We start from the raw sequence: 18,853 nt of genomic DNA, 5'->3' as shown, positions 1-18,853 counted from the left end.
GTGGATGCCCGCCGCTAGCGTGGGCCCGCCGTCGACGTGCCCCGAGCCCGGTGCAGGTCCAGCAGCCGCTGCCGGGCCGAATCATCCTGGGCTGCCTGGGCGGCGGTCCAGGCCAGCGCCACCGCGCCCTGCAGCAACGCCCGATCAGCACCGGGGGCCACACAGGCCGCGGCGAACTCGGGCTGATGGTTCACGGCGTCGCCGCTGTCGATCCCGATGCTCGGGTGCAGGCTGGGCAGGGCGCGACTCACGTTGCCCATGTCGGTGCTGCCGGTGGGCATCTCCCGCTCCTGCTCGGGGGAGACCAGCGGCCGGCCCAGCTCGGTCGCCGCCGATCGGTAGGCCTCGGACAGGAAGGGGTCGTGCACCAGTTCCGCGTACGCGGGGGTGGCGCTGACCTCGTGGGTGCAGCCGCTGCCGACGGCGCCCGCGGCGAAGCAGGCCCGGATCCGCGACTCCAGTCGGCTCAGGGACTCCATGTCGGCCGCCCGCAGGTTGTAACGGGCACGGGTGTGCGCCGGGACCACGTTCGGCACGTCGCCGCCGCGGGTGACGATGCCGTGCACCAGTTGGCGCGGCTCGAAGTGCTGACGCCCGACCCCCACGGCGACCTCGGCGATGGTCAACGCGTCCGCGGCGTTGACACCCAGCTGCGGGGCGAGCGCGGAGTGGGACTCCCGCCCGGTGTAGGTGACCTCCAACTCGACCAGTGCCAGCGGGCGAGGGGTGCAGTTGTCCTCCGGCGCGGGGTGGACCAGCATGGCCATCGAGACCTCGTCGAAGACCCCGGCCTCCAGCAGAGTGATCTTGCCGCCCCCGTCTTCCTCGGCGGGCGTGCCGATCACCACAATCGTCAGGTCAAGCTCCGCCGCCACCTCCCGCAACGCCAGGGCCGCGCCGACCGAGGAGGCGGCGATGATGTTGTGTCCGCAGGCGTGACCGAGCCCCGGCAGCGCGTCGTACTCGGCGCACAGGCCGACCACCAGCGGGCCGTCGCCGAAGCGGGCGGTGAAGGCGGTGTCGAGGCCACCGACGCCGACGTCCACCGCGAAGCCCTCGTCGCGCAGCAGACCACTCACCTTGGCCGCGCTGCGATGCTCCCGGAACGCCGTCTCCGGCTCCGCGTGCAAGCTGCGCGACAGGGCGAGCAGTCGATCCTCGGCTTGGTCAACAGCGTCCGCACACCGACGCCGGACCTCGGGGCTGAGCCTCATCCGCGGCATGTTCCCTCCCGTCGCACCGGCCGGGCCGCGGTGACGTACCCGGCTCCTTCCGTTCCTACCCGAGCCGGCAACCGAAAGCGAGACCAGTTAGGAGGCTCGAGATGACAGCGCTGACCTGGACGGTGCCGGCCGGGCGAGGAGAGTTGACCGTCGCGACCGTACCGTCGGCGCTGCTCCGTAGCACCGGCTTCCCGGTCCAGCTGGTGGCGGGGCTGGCCACCGCGACCCTCATCGCTGCGGCCGACCGGGTGTTCGCCGCCGAGCAGGAGGTCGAGGCGGCGCGCGTCCACTTTCTGCGCGAATGCTGGCCCGCCGCGCGCGAGGCCGTCCGGGAGCTTGAGCCCCGCCAACGATCCCTGCGCGCGTTGCAGAGCTGTCGGCGGCGGATAGAGGCCGGGGCACGGCTGGACGAGCGGGGCATCGAGATCCTGGTGGCCACCGGCGTGCCGCAGTGGGCGGCGCGGTGGAACACCCTGGTCGACACGCACGCCGCACACCTGGCGACCGTCCGCGCAGAGTTCGACGGGGCGCTGCGCCAGGCTCGGCTGGGCACCGCGAAGGCGGCCAGCTCTGACACCTTCCGGCACGCCGTGTTCGTATCCAACCCGGGCTTCTATCACTCCGCGCTGCGGACGCCGCCGTTGGAGCACCCGGGCTGGGACAATTCGGCGGCGGGTGCCGACCTCCCGCGGGCGCTGCGCCGCCGGCTCGACACCCTGCATCGCTACCTTCGCCGCTTCGCCACCAAATGCGAGACCGTCTCGTTCTTCGGTCCGGTGCTGTTCAGCAAGCTTCACCCGGAACAGGACCAGCCGGTCCGGGTCGGTACTCCCGGGCCCGAGCGCGTCGTGGTGGAAGCCAGCGCCTGGCTGGTCGAACAGCTCCGGGAACAGGCCGCCGCCGATACTCCACTACGGACCCAGCGCGCCTGGCCCAGTCCCTTGTTCCGCCAACCGGGCCCGGAGCACGTGCTGGAACGGGTCGTGGACGGCCGTCGCTTCACCGTCGCCGCCGCCGCGCTGGCGCTGTGGCAGGCGGCAGCGGCCAGCCCCGGATCCCAGCTGGCCGACCTGCTGGCTGCCACCGGGACGACGGAGCAGTCCGACGAACGCCTGGCGCGACTGGTACGGGCACTGGGTCCGGCGCTGACCGTCTCGCCCTGGCGTCTTCCGGCCACCGAACTCCACGCGTTGACCCGGCTCGCCGGCGAACACCCCACACCCACGGTTGCCGAACTCGCCGATCGTCGGGACAGGTACGCCCAGGCCGGGTGGCCGGATCGGGTCCCGCATCTCGCCGCGGCGCAGCAGGTCAGTGCCCAGGCCGGCGGCGACGCCTCCCGCAACGGTGGCCAGCACTACGCCGATCGGGAACTGTTCCACGAGGACAGGTCCAGTCCGCTGAGCGAACAGGTCAGCCTCGGGGCGCCCATCGTTGACCGGATCCGTCAAGTCACCGAGGCCGTCTTCCCGCTGACCTTCCTGGCTGCCCTGCTCGCCCGCGAGGATGCCCGGGACGCGCTCTGTGCCGCGCTGCGGGGCACGTCGGCCCCGCTCGCGGCCCTCGCCACCCGAGAGATTCCAGCTCGTACCGATCGGCGGGACCAGCTGGATGCCATCCTGCACGAGCTGACCGCGAAGGCCGTCGGCGACCTGACGGCGGTCGCCGACCGTCCGTCGGTCGTCGAGCTCGACCCACACGTACTCGCCGATGCCCTCGCCCCGCTGTGGGAGACGGTCTCCCTGGACCCGGACGACGCCTGCCTGCCCAGCCCCGACCTGATGGTCGCCGGCCCGGATCCCGCCACCGCCACCTGGGTGCTCTCGGAGCTGCACGACGACTGCAGCTCCATCTTCGGCGGGCTGGAGCGACCCCTGCACAGCGATCCGGACGGGCTCTGGGCGGACTTCGTGGACCGGGTCGAACAGGCGGTTTCGCCGCAGACGGCCGCGACAATCGTCTCCCGCCGCCGCAGCGCCCACGTCACCCCGGAGCTACCGGGGGTGGCGATCGAACTCAGTGGCCTGTCCAGCAAGGACCGCGCCGAGGTGGTGCCGATCGCCGAGGCCCACGTCCCCGCCACGGCGGATGCCGTCGTGATCGACGGCGAACGTCGGCTGCTCTGGCCGGGAGATCTCTCCTCCACCCTGCACCGGGCGCTCTCCCGCCCGGCGCTCGGCCCGGTCTCGATCGACCTCGGCACCTACACGCCGCGAATCGTCGTCGCCGGCGTCGTGCTGCAACGCGCGCGGTGGCGGGTGCGGCTCCCGGAACGCGCCGACGACGCGTACGGGCAGTGGTTGGCGCTCCAACGCATCCGGGCGCAGCACCGACTGCCGCGCCACGTCTATGTCCGGCATCCCGCCGAACCGAAGCCGCTGTACGTCGACTTCGCCGACCCGATGGCACTGCTCGACCTCGCCCGTCTCACCTCAGCCGAGGTCGTGGTCTCCGAGATGCTGCCCACGCCGGAGCAGCTGTGGTGGCGCCCCAACGACCAGCCGCACTGCGCGGAGCTCCGCCTCGGTGCAGTGGTACGTCCGACCGCCTCGGCCCACGCGGACGAGGACAACCCCATCCCCCATCACCCGTAGCCACTTCGCGACCAGGAAAAAGATCATGACTGAACAGAGCGACTTCACCGCCCGCGTCCGGGACGTCTACGACAAGTCCGCTGACCAGTACGATTCCGCCGGCCAACTCGTCTTCCACCCACTGGGCAAGATGGTCGCCGACCGGCTGGAGCTCAAGCCAGGTGAGCGGGTGCTCGACCTCGGCTGCGGCCGTGGCGCCTGCCTGTTTCCCATCGTCGCCCAGGTCGGTGCCGAGGGTTTCGTGCTCGGCATCGATCAGGCGCCGGGCATGGTGGAGGCGTGTGCGGCCGACCTCGCGGGCCGCGGACTGGCCGACCGGGCGCAGGTGCGACTCGGTGATATCCAGAGCTTCACCGTTGACCAGCCCTTCGACGCGATCAGCGCCGGCATGGTCCTGTTCCTGCTACCGGCGCCGCAGCAGGCGTTGGCCGCTGCCGCGGCGGCGCTGCGCAGCGGTGGACGGTTGGTCGCGACGACCTTTCCCACCGAGAACGGCCGACTCGCCGCCGGCTGGGAGTCGGCGGAGATTCTGGCCGAGGTGCTGTCCACCTATCTCCCGGAGGGCGTTGACAATCCGTGGCGGCTGGTCCTCGGTCTCGACGGACCGCTGGTCTCCGAGGAGTCGACCGCCGCAGCGGTTCTGGCGGCGGGCTTCACCGATGTCGAGATTCGGCACGTACCCGCGAAGTCCCGATTTGAATCAATAGACGACTATCTTTCCTGGACATGGACGGTCACCCCGCGCATGCTGTGGGAACTGGTGCCGCCGGAGCGGCAGGCCGAGGCGACCGATGCGGCCCGGGCCGCGTTGCGGAGCCTGGCGAGCTCCGACGGTTCGCTGCAGTTCTCCTGCCCGACCCGAACGATCCGCGCTCTCCGTTGACCGGCGCCGTCTGTTGACCGGCGCCCGCCCTTGACCGGCGTCGTCCCGCACACCCCGACCTACCCCAGAGTACGAAGCCGAAAGGTACGAAGACATGCGTAGCGAGTTGATCCGGCCGCTGTCCGAGCTACTCGGCGGACACGCCGTCCAGCGCGGAGACAAGATCGCCTTCGCCGACGGAAAGCGTGGCGTCAGCTACGCCGACCTTGATCGGCGGACCGCTCGACTGGCCGGGCACCTGGCCGCCCTGGGGTTGAAGACCGGTGGGCGAGCCGTGATCCTGATGGGTAACAGCGTCGAGGCGGTGGAGAGCTGCCTCGCGGTGATCCGGGCCGGCGGCATCGCGGTACCGCTCAACCCACAGTCCTCCGCAGCTGAGATCGACCATCTCCTCGACGACGCCGAACCGACGATCATCATGTGCGACCCGGCCCGCTTCGACCAGGTGGGCCGCCGGCACCACCCGGCTCAACTGCCCCGGATCATCCGCACCGGCGCGGCCGAAGCAGCGGAGCACGAAGCGGCCGAGACGGTGGGCTACGAGGAGCTGATGGGCATCGAGCCGAGCGGGCCGGTCCCCGAAGAGGCCCCGCTGGATGCCCCGGCGTGGATGCTCTACACGTCCGGGACCACCGGTCGACCAAAGGGAGTGCTGTACTCGCTGCGCAGTTCGTTGTGGCTGGTAGCGGCGGGTCATGCGCCGGTGCTGGGGCTGTCGGAGCAGGATCGGCTGTTGTGGCCGATGCCGCTGTTCCACGGGCTCGGACAGAACCTGTGCGTACTGGGCGTAACGGCGGTTGGCGCCAGCGCACGGCTGATGAGCGGCTTCGCGCCGTCCGAGGTGCGCGACCTCCTGCGTGCGGAGGCCATCACGTTCCTGGCCGGAGTGCCGACCACCTACCACTACCTGCTGGACCACGGCACCGACGCCACCACCGACCTCTCCGCGCTACGACTCGGTTTCGTGGCGGGATCGGCGAGCGGCGCCGCGCTGGGCAGCCGCTTCGAAGAGGCGTTCGGTGTTCCCCTGGTGGACCAGTACGGGTCCTCCGAGACCGGCGCCATCACCTCGAACCGGCCGTTCGGGGAGCGGGTCCCTGGCTCCGTGGGGCCGCCGCTGCCCGGCGTGGAGGTCCGCCTGGTCGACCCCGACACCGGCCAGAACGTGCCCACCGGGGAGGAGGGCGAGGTCTGGGTCGCCGGACCGAACCTCATGCTCGGGTACCACCGGCAGCCCGAGGCCACCGCCGCGGCCCTGCGCGACGGCTGGTACCGCACCGGTGACCTCGGGCGGCAGGACGCCCTGGGGCACCTGACCCTGACCGGCCGGCGCAAGGAACTGATCATCCGTGGGGGCGAGAACATTCACCCCGTCGAGGTCGAGGAGGTGCTGCGGGCCGCCGCCGGGGTAGCCGACGTCGCGGTGGGCGCCGAACCCCACGATGTGCTCGGTGAGGTGCCGGTGGCCTATCTGGTGCCGGGCCCGGAGGGCGTGGACGCGGCGGCGGTCTTCGCGCACTGCCGACGGCTGCTCTCCTTCTTCAAGGTTCCCGAGAAGCTCTACGCCATCGAACGCGTCCCCCGGACCAGTACCGGCAAGATCACCCGACACCTGCTGGCGGAGGCGAGCCCCCAGCTGCTGGGCGTAGCCACCCCGGACGGCGAGCCCGACGAGGCCGGGCCGGTCGACGGAACAGCGTGGGCAGCGCAACTGCGGGAGATGCCGCCGAGCGAGCGAACCCGAAACGTCCTGGAGCTGGTTCGCAGCGAGGTAGCCCGTACCGTGGGGCTGGAAGCTCCCGAGCAGGTCCGACCCGACCAGCCCTTCGTTGACCTCGGGCTCGGCTCCCTCGCCGTCGTCGGGGTTGGCCAGCGGCTCTGCGCGCTGGTCGGGCTACGGCTGCCAGCGACCGTCGTCTTCGACCATCCGACGCCCACCGCCCTTGCGGCCCGGCTGGTCGCCGAAGTGAGCGGAGCGAACGCGCCGGCCGAAACCGCTACTCCGGAGCGGGCCGGCTGGGCCAACGCCGACGAGCCGATCGCCATCGTCGCGATGGCCTGCCGTTTTCCGGGCGGAGTCGAGGATCCCGACCAGCTCTGGACGCTGATCGCCGAAGGACGGGACGCCACCTCGGAGCTCCCGGACGACCGGAACTGGCCGCTGGACACCCTCATCGACCCGAACCCGGACCACCTCGGCACCAGCTACGTGGCCCGGGGCGGGTTTCTCGCCGACCCCGCCGGCTTCGACGCCGCCTTCTTCGGGATCAGCCCGCGGGAGGCGACCGCGATGGACCCGCAGCAGCGGATCCTCCTGGAAATCGCGTGGGAGGCGTTCGAGCGCGCCGGAATCGACCCCACCCGGGTGGCCGGCTCGCCGACCGGTCTCTTCATCGGCACGAAGGGGCAGACGTACAGTTCCCTCGCCACTGCGGCCTCGGAGTACGAGGGCTACCTGGGCTTCGCCACCTCGGGCAGTGTGCTGTCTGGACGGGTCGCCTACACCCTCGGGTTGGAGGGCCCGGCCATCACGGTGGACACCGCCTGCTCGGCCTCGTTGGTGGCGCTCCACCTGGCCTGTCAGTCGCTGCACTCCGGGGAGTCCCGCCTCGCCCTCGCCGGTGGGGTCACGGTGATGGCTACCCCCGACGACCTGATCACGTTCAGCCGGCAGCGTGGCCTCGCCGCGGATGGCCGGGTCAAGGCGTTCGCCGCAGCCGCGGACGGCACCGCCTTCGGCGAAGGTGCGGGGGTCGTACTGCTGGAGCGCCTCTCGGACGCGCGCCGGGCGGGACGGAAGGTACTCGCCGTCATCCGGGGCAGCGCGATCAACCAGGACGGCACGTCTAACGGGCTCACCGCCCCCAACGGCCAGGCGCAGCAGCGGTTGATCCGGCAGGCCCTCGCCGCCGCCCAGCTCGGCCCCGCCGACGTCGACCTGGTCGAGGCGCACGGCACGGGAACCGCGCTCGGTGACCCCATCGAGGCCGAAGCGATCCTCGCCACCTACGGGCAGGGGCGGGCGCCGGAGCAGCCGGTATGGCTCGGATCGGTCAAGTCCAACATCACCCACACCCAGGCGGCTGCCGGGGCCGCCGGTCTCATCAAGATCGTGCAGGCGATGCGCCACCGGACCCTCCCGGCCACGCTCAACGTCGACCAACCATCGCCGCACGTCGACTGGACCTCCGGCCAGGTACGCCTGGCGACCGAGCCCAAGCCCTGGCAGGTCACCGGCCGGCCCCGGCGGGCCGGGATCTCCGCCTTCGGGATCAGCGGCACCAACGCGCATGTGGTCGTGGAGGAGAGCCCGGTCGAGCCGCCGGTGTCGACAACCGCTGCCGAGTCCAGGAGCCCCGCCGTCGTTGCCTGGCCGCTCTCCGCCAAGTCACCGGCGGCGCTGCGGACGCAGGCTGCCCGGCTGGCGGCGATGACGCGCTCCGCGCCGGAGCTCAGCCCGGTGGCCGTGGGCCGCGCGCTGGCTCGCTCGCGCGCGGGTCTGGACCATCGGGCGACCGTGGTGGGTACGGAGACCAAGCAACTCCTGGCCGGCCTGGACGCCCTCGCCTCCGGTACACCGGCGGCCGGGCTGACGACGGCACGCGCGGTGCCCGGTCGGGCCGTCGCCGCGCTCTTCACCGGCCAGGGCGCGCAGTACCAGGGCATGGGCCGCCACCTCTACGACAGCTTCGACGTCTTCGCCGACAAGCTGGACGAGGTCTGCCAACAACTGGCACCGGAGGTACGGTCGGCCCTGCTGACGCCCGCCGGGACGACGGATGACGAGTCGATCCACCAAACCGGTCTCGCTCAGCCGGCTCTCTTCGCTCTGGAGGTCGCCCAGTTCGCCCTACTGCGTTCCTGGGGGGTGCACCCGAGCGTGCTCGCCGGGCACTCCATCGGCGAGATCACCGCGGTACACGTGGCCGGGGTGCTCTCGCTGCCGGACGCGGCCCGCCTGGTCAACGCCCGGGGTGCCCTGATGCAGGCGCTGCCCCCGGGCGGGGCGATGCTCGCGGTCAAAGCCACCGAGGAGGAGCTGCTGCCCCTGCTCGCCGGGGCGGAGGCGCGGATCGGAATCGCCGCGATCAACGCACCCCGGTCGGTCGTCGTCTCGGGCGACGAGGAGGCGGTGACCTCGCTCGCCGCCCAGTTGGCCGAACACGGAGTTCGGGCCACCCGACTCCAGGTGAGTCACGCCTTCCACTCTGCTCACATGGATCCCGTCCTGGACGACTTCCGTGCCGTCGCGGAGTCGCTGACCTACCAGCGACCGAACATTCCCGTCGTCTCCACCGTGACCGGCACGGCCGCAGGTCCGGAGCTACTCACACCGGAGTACTGGGTCGGCCAACTCCGCCAACCGGTTCGCTTCGCGCCAGCCGTACACGCGATTCGGACGCAGGGGACCGACACCTTCGTCGAACTCGGTCCGGACGGGGTACTGACCGGGTTGGTGCGGGAAACCCTCGGCGCGGACGAGCACCACGCGGTGCCGTTGTGCCGTCGTAGCCGGTCGGGTGCCGAGGCCGCGGCCCTGGGCACCCTGCACGCCCTCGGTGTGCCGGTGGAGTGGGAGGGCTTCTTCCCACCGACCGGCGAACCCGAGGTCGACCTGCCCACCTACCCGTTCCAACGACGGCGCTATTGGCTCCCACCGGCCGTCGTACCGTCGCCCACCAGCCCGAGCCCGGCCCTCCGCGAGTTGGTCAACGGGGCTGACTCGCCCCACCTCCCAGGGATCACCCGGCAGTCAACCGACACCATGCCGTCCGCTGGTGCCAAGCCGGCGGCGGGCGGCACACAGTTGGCGGGCACCATGCTCGCCGCTGGCCTCAGCGACCTGGACGAGGAGGAGCAGTTCCTACACCTGGTCCAGACCGTCAAGACTCTGGTCGCCGCCGTGCTCGGTCACGCCGACCCGGACGAGCTCGATCCGGACGAGTCCCTGCTGGATCTGGGCTTCGACTCCCTCACCGCGGTCGAGCTGCGCAACCAAATCCGCGACCTCAGTGGGGTCAACCTCCCTGCCTCGCTGGTCTTCGAATACCCCACCGTGGCAGTCCTCGCCGATCACCTGCTGAGCCGGGTGCTCCGCGCGGCCGACGACGATGAGGAGCGGGTGGACTTCGCCGCCGAGGTAACCCTGGCTGCGGACATCGTCTGCGCAGACGAGGTCATCACCGCAGCCACCGACCCCCGAGAGGTCCTGCTCACCGGAGCGACCGGCTTCCTCGGCGCCTTCCTGCTCCGCGACCTGATGCGAAACACGAACGCCGTGGTGCACTGCCTCGTTCGGTCCACGGGCGAGAAGCCGGCGCTGGACCGGCTGCGGGACAACCTCCAGTGGTACCAGCTCTGGGACGACATCGATCCGAACCGATTGTCCGTGGTCGTCGGCGACCTGGCCACTCCTGGATTCGGCCTGTCGGAGCAGCAGTACGACGAACTGGCCCGCCGGGTCGACGCGGTCTACCACGCGGCTGCCACCGTCAATAGTCTCTACCCCTACACCTCGCTGAAGGCAGCGAACGTGACGGGCACCGAGGAGATACTGCGGCTGGCCGCACGGCATCGCAGCGTTCCGGTCCACCACGTGTCGTCCACGGGTGTCTTCTCCGCCGAGGTCGTACCCGGGGTTGCCCTGAAGTCGACCGACCCGCCGGGGCCGGCCGCCGCCCTCTCCTCCGGGTACCGACAGACCAAGCTGGTCGCGGAGCAGATCATCGACATCGCCCGGGAACGCGGGCTACCGGTGTCGATCTACCGGGTCGATGAGATCTCCGGCGACTCGGAGCTGGGCCGCTGCCAGACGCACGACTTCGTGTGGCTCAGCATGAAGGGCATCCTGCAGGCGGAGGCGGTTCCGGCCGACCCGGCCGGCATCTTCCACCTCGTGCCCGTCGACTACGTCAGCTCGGCGATCCTGGCGTTGTCCCGGAACCCGGCCGCCGTCAACCACAACCACCACCTCGCCAACAGCACGCATCTGCCGTTCGCCGAGATGATGGGCGCACTGCGGGCACGCGGCTATCGCCTTGACGAGTTGGGCTGGGACCCCTGGGTCAGGCGGGTGCGGTCCAACCCCGAAAACACCATGGTGGCGATGGTCGACGGCTTCGAGTCCACCATCTACAGCGGACGTAACCACTACCTGACGGTCGACACCGCCGAGACCCACGCCCTGCTGGCCGGGACCGGCATCGACTGCCCGCCCATGACCCAGGACCTGTTCGAGAAGTACGTCGACTTCTTCGTCCGGGTGGGCTACTTCCCGCAGCCCGGCGCACACCCGGCGGCGGCCTCCACTGGCGGTAGCCTCCGCATCCGGCCGGCGGCCACCGCCGACCTGCCACGGTTGGCCCAGATCTGCTATCAGGCATTCGAGGACACCAACGCCTCGCTGGGTCTACCACCCGAATGGTCCTCCGAGCAGGCGGTGCTGGAAATGCTCCAGGGACGACTCGCCTCACCGAGCTGCGTGTGTGAGGTCGCGGTCGATGCGACGGGATCGGTGGTGGGCTCCAACTTCCTGGTGCTGGGTGAGGAGGTGGCCGCCATGGGACCGTTGAGCGTCGCCCCCGACACGCAGGGAGGCGGGGTGGGCCGGAAACTGATGGAATCCATGATCGCCGTCAGTGACCGGCTTGGCTGGCCCTCTGTACGCGGCGTCCAGGTCACCAACAACACGTGGGGCTACCGGCTGTACTCATCGCTCGGCTTTGTGCCGCAGGAACAGCTCTCCCTGATGGTGGGGTACGCCCCGCCGACTCCCGGCAACATGGCGGGCTTCGAGGTGCGTCCCATGACCGAGGCGGATGTTCCGGGCTGCCAAACGCTGTACCGCAAAGTCAACGGCCACTCCCGGGACAGTGAGATCCACATGGCGGCCAAGCGGGCATTCGAGTGGTCGATGCCGTACGTGGTGTTGGACAAGTCCAACGGGGAGTTCGCCGGCTACACCACCGGCCTGGCCGACCTGGGCCACCTGACGACAACGTCAGAGGCGGCGGCGCGGGCGCTGTACGCCGGGGCGGGTGAGCTGATGCGCCGCCAGGACCCCCATGGTCTGGCCCCCCGGCTGCGCATCCCGGGCCGCCTGGCACCAGACCTGCTCAGCTGGGCCGCCCGCACCCGAGGGGTCTCGCTACTCCGCCTGGAGACGCTGATCTCGCTGGGCGGCTACACCCCACCAGAGGGCGGGGTGTACTGCCCCGGGCTGTCCTACTGAGACCTCGCGAAGAGGCCAGCTCGGTCCGGGAGGGGCGTCGGGGCGGCTCGTGGAGCCGCCCCGACGAGCCCGAAGCAGCCGGCCCGGCGCAGGCGCACCCGGGTGGTCGACCCGATGCTTCCGGGCGACCTCGATGCTCCCGGCCCGCTCAGCGGACCATACTGCCGACGACCGGCTTCGTCAGCAGCGCCGACTGGTTGCGCTGAATGCCCGGGTCCAGCGTCTTGGCGATGAAGATCGCATGCCAGATGCAGAAGATCAGCACCGTCCAGACCTTGCGGGAGTGGTCGGCCTCCTCCCGCTTGTGCTCATCGAGCAGCCGCAGCGCGTACGGCAGGTCGATCAGGTCACCGGCGCCCGAGGTGGCCAGCATGTGCCGGGCCCACTCGTACATCTCACCCCGCAGCCACACCCGGGTCGGGGTCGGGAAGCCCAGCTTCCGACGGTTCACGATGGCCGGCGGAACCACCCCCTGCAGCGCCTGGCGCATCGCGTACTTGGTGGCGTCGGAACGCGGGGGAAGCCGAAGCTCGACCGGAATCTTCGACGCCACGTCGAAGACCGCCCGGTCCAGGAAGGGCACCCGTACCTCCAGCGAGTGCGCCATCGAGATTCGGTCCGCCTTGACCAGGATGTCGCCGCGCAGCCAGGTGTAGAGGTCCACGTACTGCATCTTGGTGACATCGTCGAGTTCGATGCACTCGGCGTAGATCGGGGCGGTGATGTCGGTGTAGCGCACCGAGGGGTCGTAGCGGCGCAGCAGGTGCTGCTTCTCTTCCTCGGTGAACATCCGGGCGTTGCCGTAGTAGCGCGCCTCGATCGGAGTGGTGCCGCGCTCCAGGAAGCTCTTGCCCTTGACCCCCTGCGGGATCGCCTTCGACACCGCCCGCAGCCCCTTCTGCACACCGCCGGGCAGGCCGTTGACCGAGCTCAGCGAGAGCGGTTCCCGGTAAATCGTGTAGCCACCGAAGAACTCGTCGGCGCCCTCGCCGGAGAGCACCACCGTGACGTGTTCGGCGGCCTTGCGCGCCACGAAGTAGAGCGGCACCAGCGCCGGGTCGGCGACCGGGTCGTCCAGGTGCCAGACGATCTTCGGCAGCGCCGCCATCATGTCCTGCGGCCCGATCTTGGTGGGAATGGTGGTGACATCGAGGTGGCGGGCCGACTCCTGGGCCACATCGATTTCCGAGTAGCCGGGCACGTCGTAGCCGACCGTGAAGGTCAAGATGTTCGGGTTGAAGTCTCGGGCCAGCGCCACCACCGCGGTGGAGTCGATCCCACTAGACAGGAACGAACCGACCGGGACATCCGACCGCATGTGAATCCGGACGCTGTCCCGCAGCGTCTCCCGGATCTCGTGGTAGAGCTTCTGCTCGTCCGGCACCGGAGCGGGCCGGAACACCGGTCGGTACCACCGGCGGACATCGATTCGGCCGCCCGGCGTCCAGGTCAGGTACTCCCCCGAGCCGATCCGACGGATCCCCCGATGCAGGGTGCCGGGCTCCGGCACGTACTGCAACGTCAGGTAGTGGCTGAGACTGGCCGTGTCGATGCCGGCGTCACCCTGGTAGTTGGACGGCGCGAACGGCAGCAGGGCCTTCTTCTCCGAGGCGAGGAAGAGTCCGTCGGCCGTCTCCAGATAGTGCAGCGGCTTGATCCCGAAGTAGTCACGCCCGCCGAAGGCGCGCCGTTCCTGCCGGTCCCAGATCACGAAGGCGAACATCCCCCGCAGCCGGGTGAGCACCTGCTCACCCCAGTAGTGGTAGCCGGCGACGATCACCTCCCCGTCACCGGAAGTGGCGAACTGCGCCCCGTAGTCGCGGGCCAGCTCCTCCCGCAGCTCGATGTAGTTGTAAATCTCGCCGTTGAAGGTCAGCAGGTAGCGCCCGTTCGCGTAGGGCAGCGGCTCATGACTCGACGCCACATCGATGATCGCCAGCCGCTTGTGGGCGAACACGCCGTCCGCGTACTGGCCGGATGCGTCGCCGACAACTTCCACCCCGGTCTCGTCCGGGCCACGATGGTGCAGGCATTCCAACGCGTTGGCGATGTGATCGCGGTGAGCCGCGGCGTCCCCGCGCGCGCTGAAAAAGGCCAGGAGTCCGCACATGGCGTCATCTTTTCACGCCCCCACCGCGGCTGTAGCGGCCGTCTGCGCAACAAGCCTCAGCCGCTGGCCCCGCCACGTCGGATACCGTCGGGACCAGCGACAACGCGAAGGGAGCGGAGATGACCGAGGAACACATTCACCGCGATCCAGGAGGCACGGAGTCGCATGATCCAATGTTCCCGGCGGCGCTCCTGGCGTTCATGCGGCAGGGCTGGCGAGACAGCGCGCTGCCGGTCGTCCCGCACCCGGCGGCCCCCAACTACGCCAAGCGTCGGGCGGCCCTCTCCGCGGCCTTCCCGGACGAGACCCTGGTGATCCCCACCGGCGGCGAGCAGGTACGCGCCAACGACACCGCCCACCGGTTCCGTCCGGGCAGCGACTTCGCGTACCTGACCGGCGACTACGAGCCGGACAGCGTGCTCGTACTCCGTCCGACCGGTTCCGGACATGAGCCCCTCCTCTACCTGCGGCCGCACGCGTCCCGGCAGACCGACGAGTTCTTTCGGAGCCGGCACGGCGAGCTGTGGCTTGGCCGACGGCGCACCCTTGCGGAGAAGTCGAACGAGTTGGGCATGCCCACCGCCGACCTCGCTGACCTGGACGCCGCCCTGGCCGACCTCGCCCCGGCCCGAACCCGAGTGCTGCGCGGCTTCGACGCCCGGGTTGACGCGGCCCTGCGCCCGTACGACGGTCGGCGGGAGCGGGGACAGCCGGCCCGCGACCAGGAGTTGGCCAGCACGATCTCAGAACTGCGGCTGGTCAAGGACGAGTGGGAGATCGCCCAGCTCCAGGACGCGGTGGATGCCACGGTTCGCGGCTTCGAGGATGTGGCGCGGGCGCTCCCGGCCGACCGGGGAGTTTCCGAACGGCTACTCGAGGGGATCTTCGCGCTGCGGGCCCGGCACGACGGAAACGACATCGGCTACGGCTCGATTGTCGGCGCCGGCGAGCACGCCACGATCCTGCACTGGGTACACAATCACGGCACCACCCGCCCAGGTGACCTGCTGCTGATGGACATGGGTGTGGAGAACGACCACCTCTACACCGCCGACGTGACCCGGGTGCTCCCGGTTAGCGGCCGGTTCACCGCGCTACAGCGTCAGATCTACGACATCGTGTACGCCGCGCAGCAGGCCGGCATCGAGTTCATCCGGCCGGGCGTGGCGTTCAAGGATGTGCATCTGACCTGCATGCGGGTCCTCGCCGAAGGCCTGGCTGAGCTGGGCCTACTACCGGTCAGCGTGGACGAGGCGATGGACGAGAAGTCGGCGGTGTACCGACGGTGGACCCTGCACGGCTTCGGGCACATGCTCGGCATCGATGTGCACGACTGCGCGAACTCGCGCAGTGAGGTGTACCGCGACGGCACCTTGGGCGAGGGCTATGTGCTCACGGTGGAGCCGGGCCTGTACTTCCAGCCTGAGGACGACTTGGTACCGGAGGAGCTGCGCGGCATCGGCGTCCGGATCGAGGACGACGTCCTCATCACGGCGAACGGCACGATGAACCTCTCCGCCGGGCTCCCCCGGACCGCTGACGACGTGGAAACCTGGCTGGCTGAGCAGCGGGAGGCGGGCCCGCGCCTGCCGGGCTGACCTAGCCGGCCAAGCCCGGGCCGCATCGTTTTCGTTTGGACCTTAAGGTTCCGAAACGAAATCGGTGCGGCCTTTTTCCTTAGTGTCATGTTTAGTCCGTTTTGTTCCACTCGCACTATTCACTCCTACATGACTTGAACAAGTAGCTTTTTCGGATACATCCTCATCCGAGACGGATCTTCACTTACGGTGACTACCAGGGGCTGGAACCCGATTTGTAGCAGGTCACACCACCTTCAGCCGGCGCGGGCCCTCTGGGAGTCGAAGGGGGAATGCTCTGATGTCCACCGAGATCACAACTAACCGGGCCAACGTCGGTCCGGTCCAGGCCGTCCTCCACGCCAACCAGAACCAACCAACGAACCACCTGGGCAGCCCGGCCACACCGGAACGCCGCTTCGGCTGAGTTCCCACTAGGAGCACCACCACATAGAGCGGGCTCCTCCGACCGCCACCCGGCTGGAGGAGCCCGCACCATCTCCGAACGCCTCGAATCGCACAAACAGTGCTATCTAGGGTGCGACGCCCTGAAGTCAGCTGCACCTCCAGGCCTAGCCGCACTAGCCCCGAGACCGAACCTCGTCCCGATCCAGCCCACGAACACCACAAATATGGACTTTTCTCAGATATGACCTCAAGGTGAAGAAAATTCTCATACGGTGCTTCTGGGAGCTACAACCGATTTGTAGTAGGGACGCCGGCTTTGTGATGCCGCGCCCCTGTCTGGTACGAGGAGAGGGCAGAGAGCTCCGATGTACAACTACCTACCGAATAACAACGCGGCGGAACCGGAGGCGACGTCGAAGCGGCGGCGCAAGCTCTGGCTCGCCAGCGGCGTCGCCGGTGCGGTCGGCATCGCCATGGTCGGCCTTACCGGAGTCGGCGCTGGCGCCGAGGACCTGACCGGCGGCACCACTGCCCAGGTCACCAAGGACGGCGAGCAGTCCGGCGAGGGCCGGGACATGGGCCGCGAGGGTGACTGGGACAGCCGGCACGACCAGAAAGACCGCGAAAAGAGGGAGCGCGAAAGGGAGGTGCCCTGCAAGACAGACAAGCTAATCCAGGCGATCGTCCACGCCAACGACAACCAGGGCGGCACCCTCAAGCTGGCCAAGGACTGCACCTACACGCTGACCCGTTCCGACGGCATGGGCAACGGCCTGCCGGTGATCGAGGAACCGATCAAGCTCATCGGCCACAACACCAAGATTGCCCGGGACGGCCGGGCCGAATCCTTCCGAATCCTCAATGTCGGCCGCGGCGGCCACCTGAAGGCCGAGGGCCTGATTATCACGGGCGGCAAGACCGTCGATGACGAGATGGGCGAGAACACACCGGAGGCGGTGTGGGAGCGCTTCTCGAACTGGACCGCGACGGGTGAGGCAGACCAGGCCGACACGGCCAACACCGACGCCGCCAATGGGGAAGGCACCGCCAACGGCAACGGGAGCGACACCAACAACAACCAGGACGCCAACGCCAACGGTGACGCCACAAACGGCACCGGCGCCACCGCGGACGCGGACGCTGCGGACGCCAACGCGGACGCTGCGGACGCCAACGCGGACGCCACGGACGTCGCTGCCGAGACCGAGACCAACACGGACGCCACGGACGCCAACGCAAGCGCGGACGCAGACGCCACCGACACCGCGGACACCACGGACGCCGATGCCACCGCGGACGTCGTGGCGGAGACCGAAACCGATGTAAACACCACGGACGCCGACGCCACCGCCGACGCGGACAGCACAGAGGCCAACACCACAGCCGACGCGGACTCCACGGAGGTCACCGCCAAGGCCAACGCGGACGCTGCAGCCAAGACCTCGACCACCGCCGACACCATGGAGGCCAACACCACCGCCGACGCAGACGTCACCAACACCACTGACGCCAGCGCGGACACCAACACCACCGCNGACGCTACGGCCGAAACCNCGACCACCGCGGACGCTGCGGCCGAGACCCCGACCACCACCGACGCCATGGAGGCCAACACCACCGCCGACGCAGACGTCACCAACACCACTGACGCCAGCGCGGACACCAACACCACCGCNACCCCGACCACCACCGACGCCATGGAGGCCAACACCACCGCCGACGCAGACGTCACCAACACCACTGACGCCAGCGCGGACACCAACACCACCGCAGACGCTACGGCCGAAACCACGACCACCGCAGACGCTGCGGCCGAAACCACGACCACCGCGGACGCTGCGGCCAAGACCTCGACCACCACCGACGCCACGGAGACCAACACCACCACCGAGGCAGACGTCACCGACGCAAACGGTTTCGGGGACGAAAATGTCACCGACGGCGCCGGTGTCCTGGTGCAGGCCGGCGGTTCCGCTGAATTCAAGAAGTCCCTTGTGGAGGAGAACGTCGCTGGCGGAGTCGGGGGCGGCATCGCCAACTTCGGCAAGACCAGCCTTCACCACACCACGGTGCAAGACACCGCGGCCTTCACCTACGGCGGCGGAATCTTCAACGCCGGCATCCTGAAGGTCTCCTCGTCGAAGGTGAAGGACAACGGTGCCGCGTTGGGTGGCGGCGGCATCGCCAACGGCGCGGCGTACCTCGATGACGACGACATTGAGGCCGGCACGGTCCGGCTCGAGAAGGCCGATGTCAGCGGGAACAACACGCTTGGCGCCGGCGGGGGCCTGCTCGACATCGGTGGCGACACCACGGTTGAGCACTCGAAGATCGCGAATAACCTGGGGCTTGTCGCAGGTGGTGGTATCGCGGCGGTCGAGGAGAGCAACCTCTACCTGAAGGACACGGAGGTCTCCGACAACGACACCGTCGGTGTCGGCGCCGGTATGGCCCTGGCTTACCACGCCATCGCCAACGTGGAGAAGAGCAAGATCACGGAGAACAAGGCCGGTATCGCCGGTGGCGGCGTGTTCAACGACCTCAGCGCGATTACCCTCCGGTACAGCACGGTCTCCGAGAACACTGCCGGTACGGTCGGAGCTGGGATCTTCAATGTCGTGGGCAGCGTCGACCTGACCGCTAGCAAGGTGTTGAAGAACGGTTCCCTCCTCGAGCCGGCTGGCGTGTTCAGCGACCAGGGTGAGGTAACGGTGGACAACAAGTCCGCGATCAAGGGCAATGACCCGACCAACTGCAAGGGCAGCCCCGACGAGATCGAGAACTGCTTCGGCTGATCGATCAGCTAGCAAGTCCGGCCCCCTCCGCA

At 69.3% G+C, this 18,853-nt stretch carries 7 protein-coding genes and 1 pseudogene; 6 read left to right on the top strand and 2 right to left on the bottom strand.

Annotated elements, in window-relative coordinates; translation table 11 throughout:
* Positions 1–14 precede the first annotated feature (14 nt).
* On the bottom strand, positions 15–1,223 hold the full coding sequence (locus B116_RS0110470) for a M20 family metallopeptidase (RefSeq protein WP_026321838.1): 1,209 nt from the start codon (positions 1,221–1,223) through the stop codon (positions 15–17).
* 101 nt (positions 1,224–1,324) lie between these two features.
* On the opposite strand from B116_RS0110470, the gene B116_RS0110465 reads away from it, so the two are divergent.
* From B116_RS0110465 to B116_RS0110455, 3 genes are all read left to right on the top strand, one after another.
* Positions 1,325–3,817 carry a lantibiotic dehydratase gene (locus B116_RS0110465; protein WP_027660055.1) on the top strand — a complete coding sequence of 831 codons (2,493 nt, stop codon included), beginning with the start codon at positions 1,325–1,327 and terminating at the stop codon, positions 3,815–3,817.
* Positions 3,818–3,842: 25 nt separating this feature from the next.
* On the top strand, positions 3,843–4,700 hold the full coding sequence (locus tag B116_RS0110460; RefSeq protein WP_027660054.1) for an SAM-dependent methyltransferase: 858 nt from the start codon (positions 3,843–3,845) through the stop codon (positions 4,698–4,700).
* 94 nt (positions 4,701–4,794) lie between these two features.
* On the top strand, positions 4,795–11,931 hold the full coding sequence (locus tag B116_RS0110455) for a type I polyketide synthase (protein WP_027660053.1): 7,137 nt from the start codon (positions 4,795–4,797) through the stop codon (positions 11,929–11,931).
* 148 nt (positions 11,932–12,079) lie between these two features.
* Here B116_RS0110455 and asnB read toward each other — a convergent pair whose 3' ends face one another.
* A complete protein-coding gene (asnB, locus tag B116_RS0110450; RefSeq protein ID WP_027660052.1) occupies positions 12,080–14,041 on the bottom strand; it encodes an asparagine synthase (glutamine-hydrolyzing) in 1,962 nt (653 codons plus the stop codon).
* A gap of 119 nt (positions 14,042–14,160) precedes the next feature.
* Between asnB and B116_RS0110445 the strand changes: the two genes are divergently transcribed.
* The 3 genes and pseudogenes from B116_RS0110445 to B116_RS29100 form a co-directional block, all read left to right on the top strand.
* Positions 14,161–15,639 carry an aminopeptidase P family protein gene (locus B116_RS0110445; RefSeq protein WP_027660051.1) on the top strand — a complete coding sequence of 493 codons (1,479 nt, stop codon included), beginning with the start codon at positions 14,161–14,163 and terminating at the stop codon, positions 15,637–15,639.
* A 280-nt stretch (positions 15,640–15,919) separates the two neighbouring features.
* The gene (locus B116_RS28635) at positions 15,920–16,045 is read left to right on the top strand and encodes a hypothetical protein (protein WP_263404870.1); all 126 of its coding nucleotides are present in this window, start codon (positions 15,920–15,922) and stop codon (positions 16,043–16,045) included.
* Between the two features lie 1,915 nt (positions 16,046–17,960).
* Positions 17,961–18,821 (top strand): annotated as a pseudogene (locus B116_RS29100) (right-handed parallel beta-helix repeat-containing protein); the annotation flags it as partial.
* Between the last annotated feature and the right edge of the window lie 32 nt (positions 18,822–18,853).

Origin of the sequence: Salinispora fenicalii (assembly GCF_000514815.1) — a bacterium.
GTDB lineage: Bacteria > Actinomycetota > Actinomycetes > Mycobacteriales > Micromonosporaceae > Micromonospora > Micromonospora fenicalii.
This window is presented reverse-complemented; position numbering and strand designations above follow the sequence as displayed.

What these genes read in the sequence shown, in the direction of transcription:
- B116_RS0110470 (WP_026321838.1), bottom strand. Translation starts at nt 1,223, where the DNA reads ATGCCGCGGATGAGGCTCAGCCCCGAGGTCCGGCGTCGGTGTGCGGAC.
- B116_RS0110465 (WP_027660055.1), top strand. Translation starts at nt 1,325, where the DNA reads ATGACAGCGCTGACCTGGACGGTGCCGGCCGGGCGAGGAGAGTTGACC.
- B116_RS0110460 (WP_027660054.1), top strand. Translation starts at nt 3,843, where the DNA reads ATGACTGAACAGAGCGACTTCACCGCCCGCGTCCGGGACGTCTACGAC.
- B116_RS0110455 (WP_027660053.1), top strand. Translation starts at nt 4,795, where the DNA reads ATGCGTAGCGAGTTGATCCGGCCGCTGTCCGAGCTACTCGGCGGACAC.
- asnB (WP_027660052.1), bottom strand. Translation starts at nt 14,041, where the DNA reads ATGTGCGGACTCCTGGCCTTTTTCAGCGCGCGCGGGGACGCCGCGGCT.
- B116_RS0110445 (WP_027660051.1), top strand. Translation starts at nt 14,161, where the DNA reads ATGACCGAGGAACACATTCACCGCGATCCAGGAGGCACGGAGTCGCAT.
- B116_RS28635 (WP_263404870.1), top strand. Translation starts at nt 15,920, where the DNA reads ATGTCCACCGAGATCACAACTAACCGGGCCAACGTCGGTCCGGTCCAG.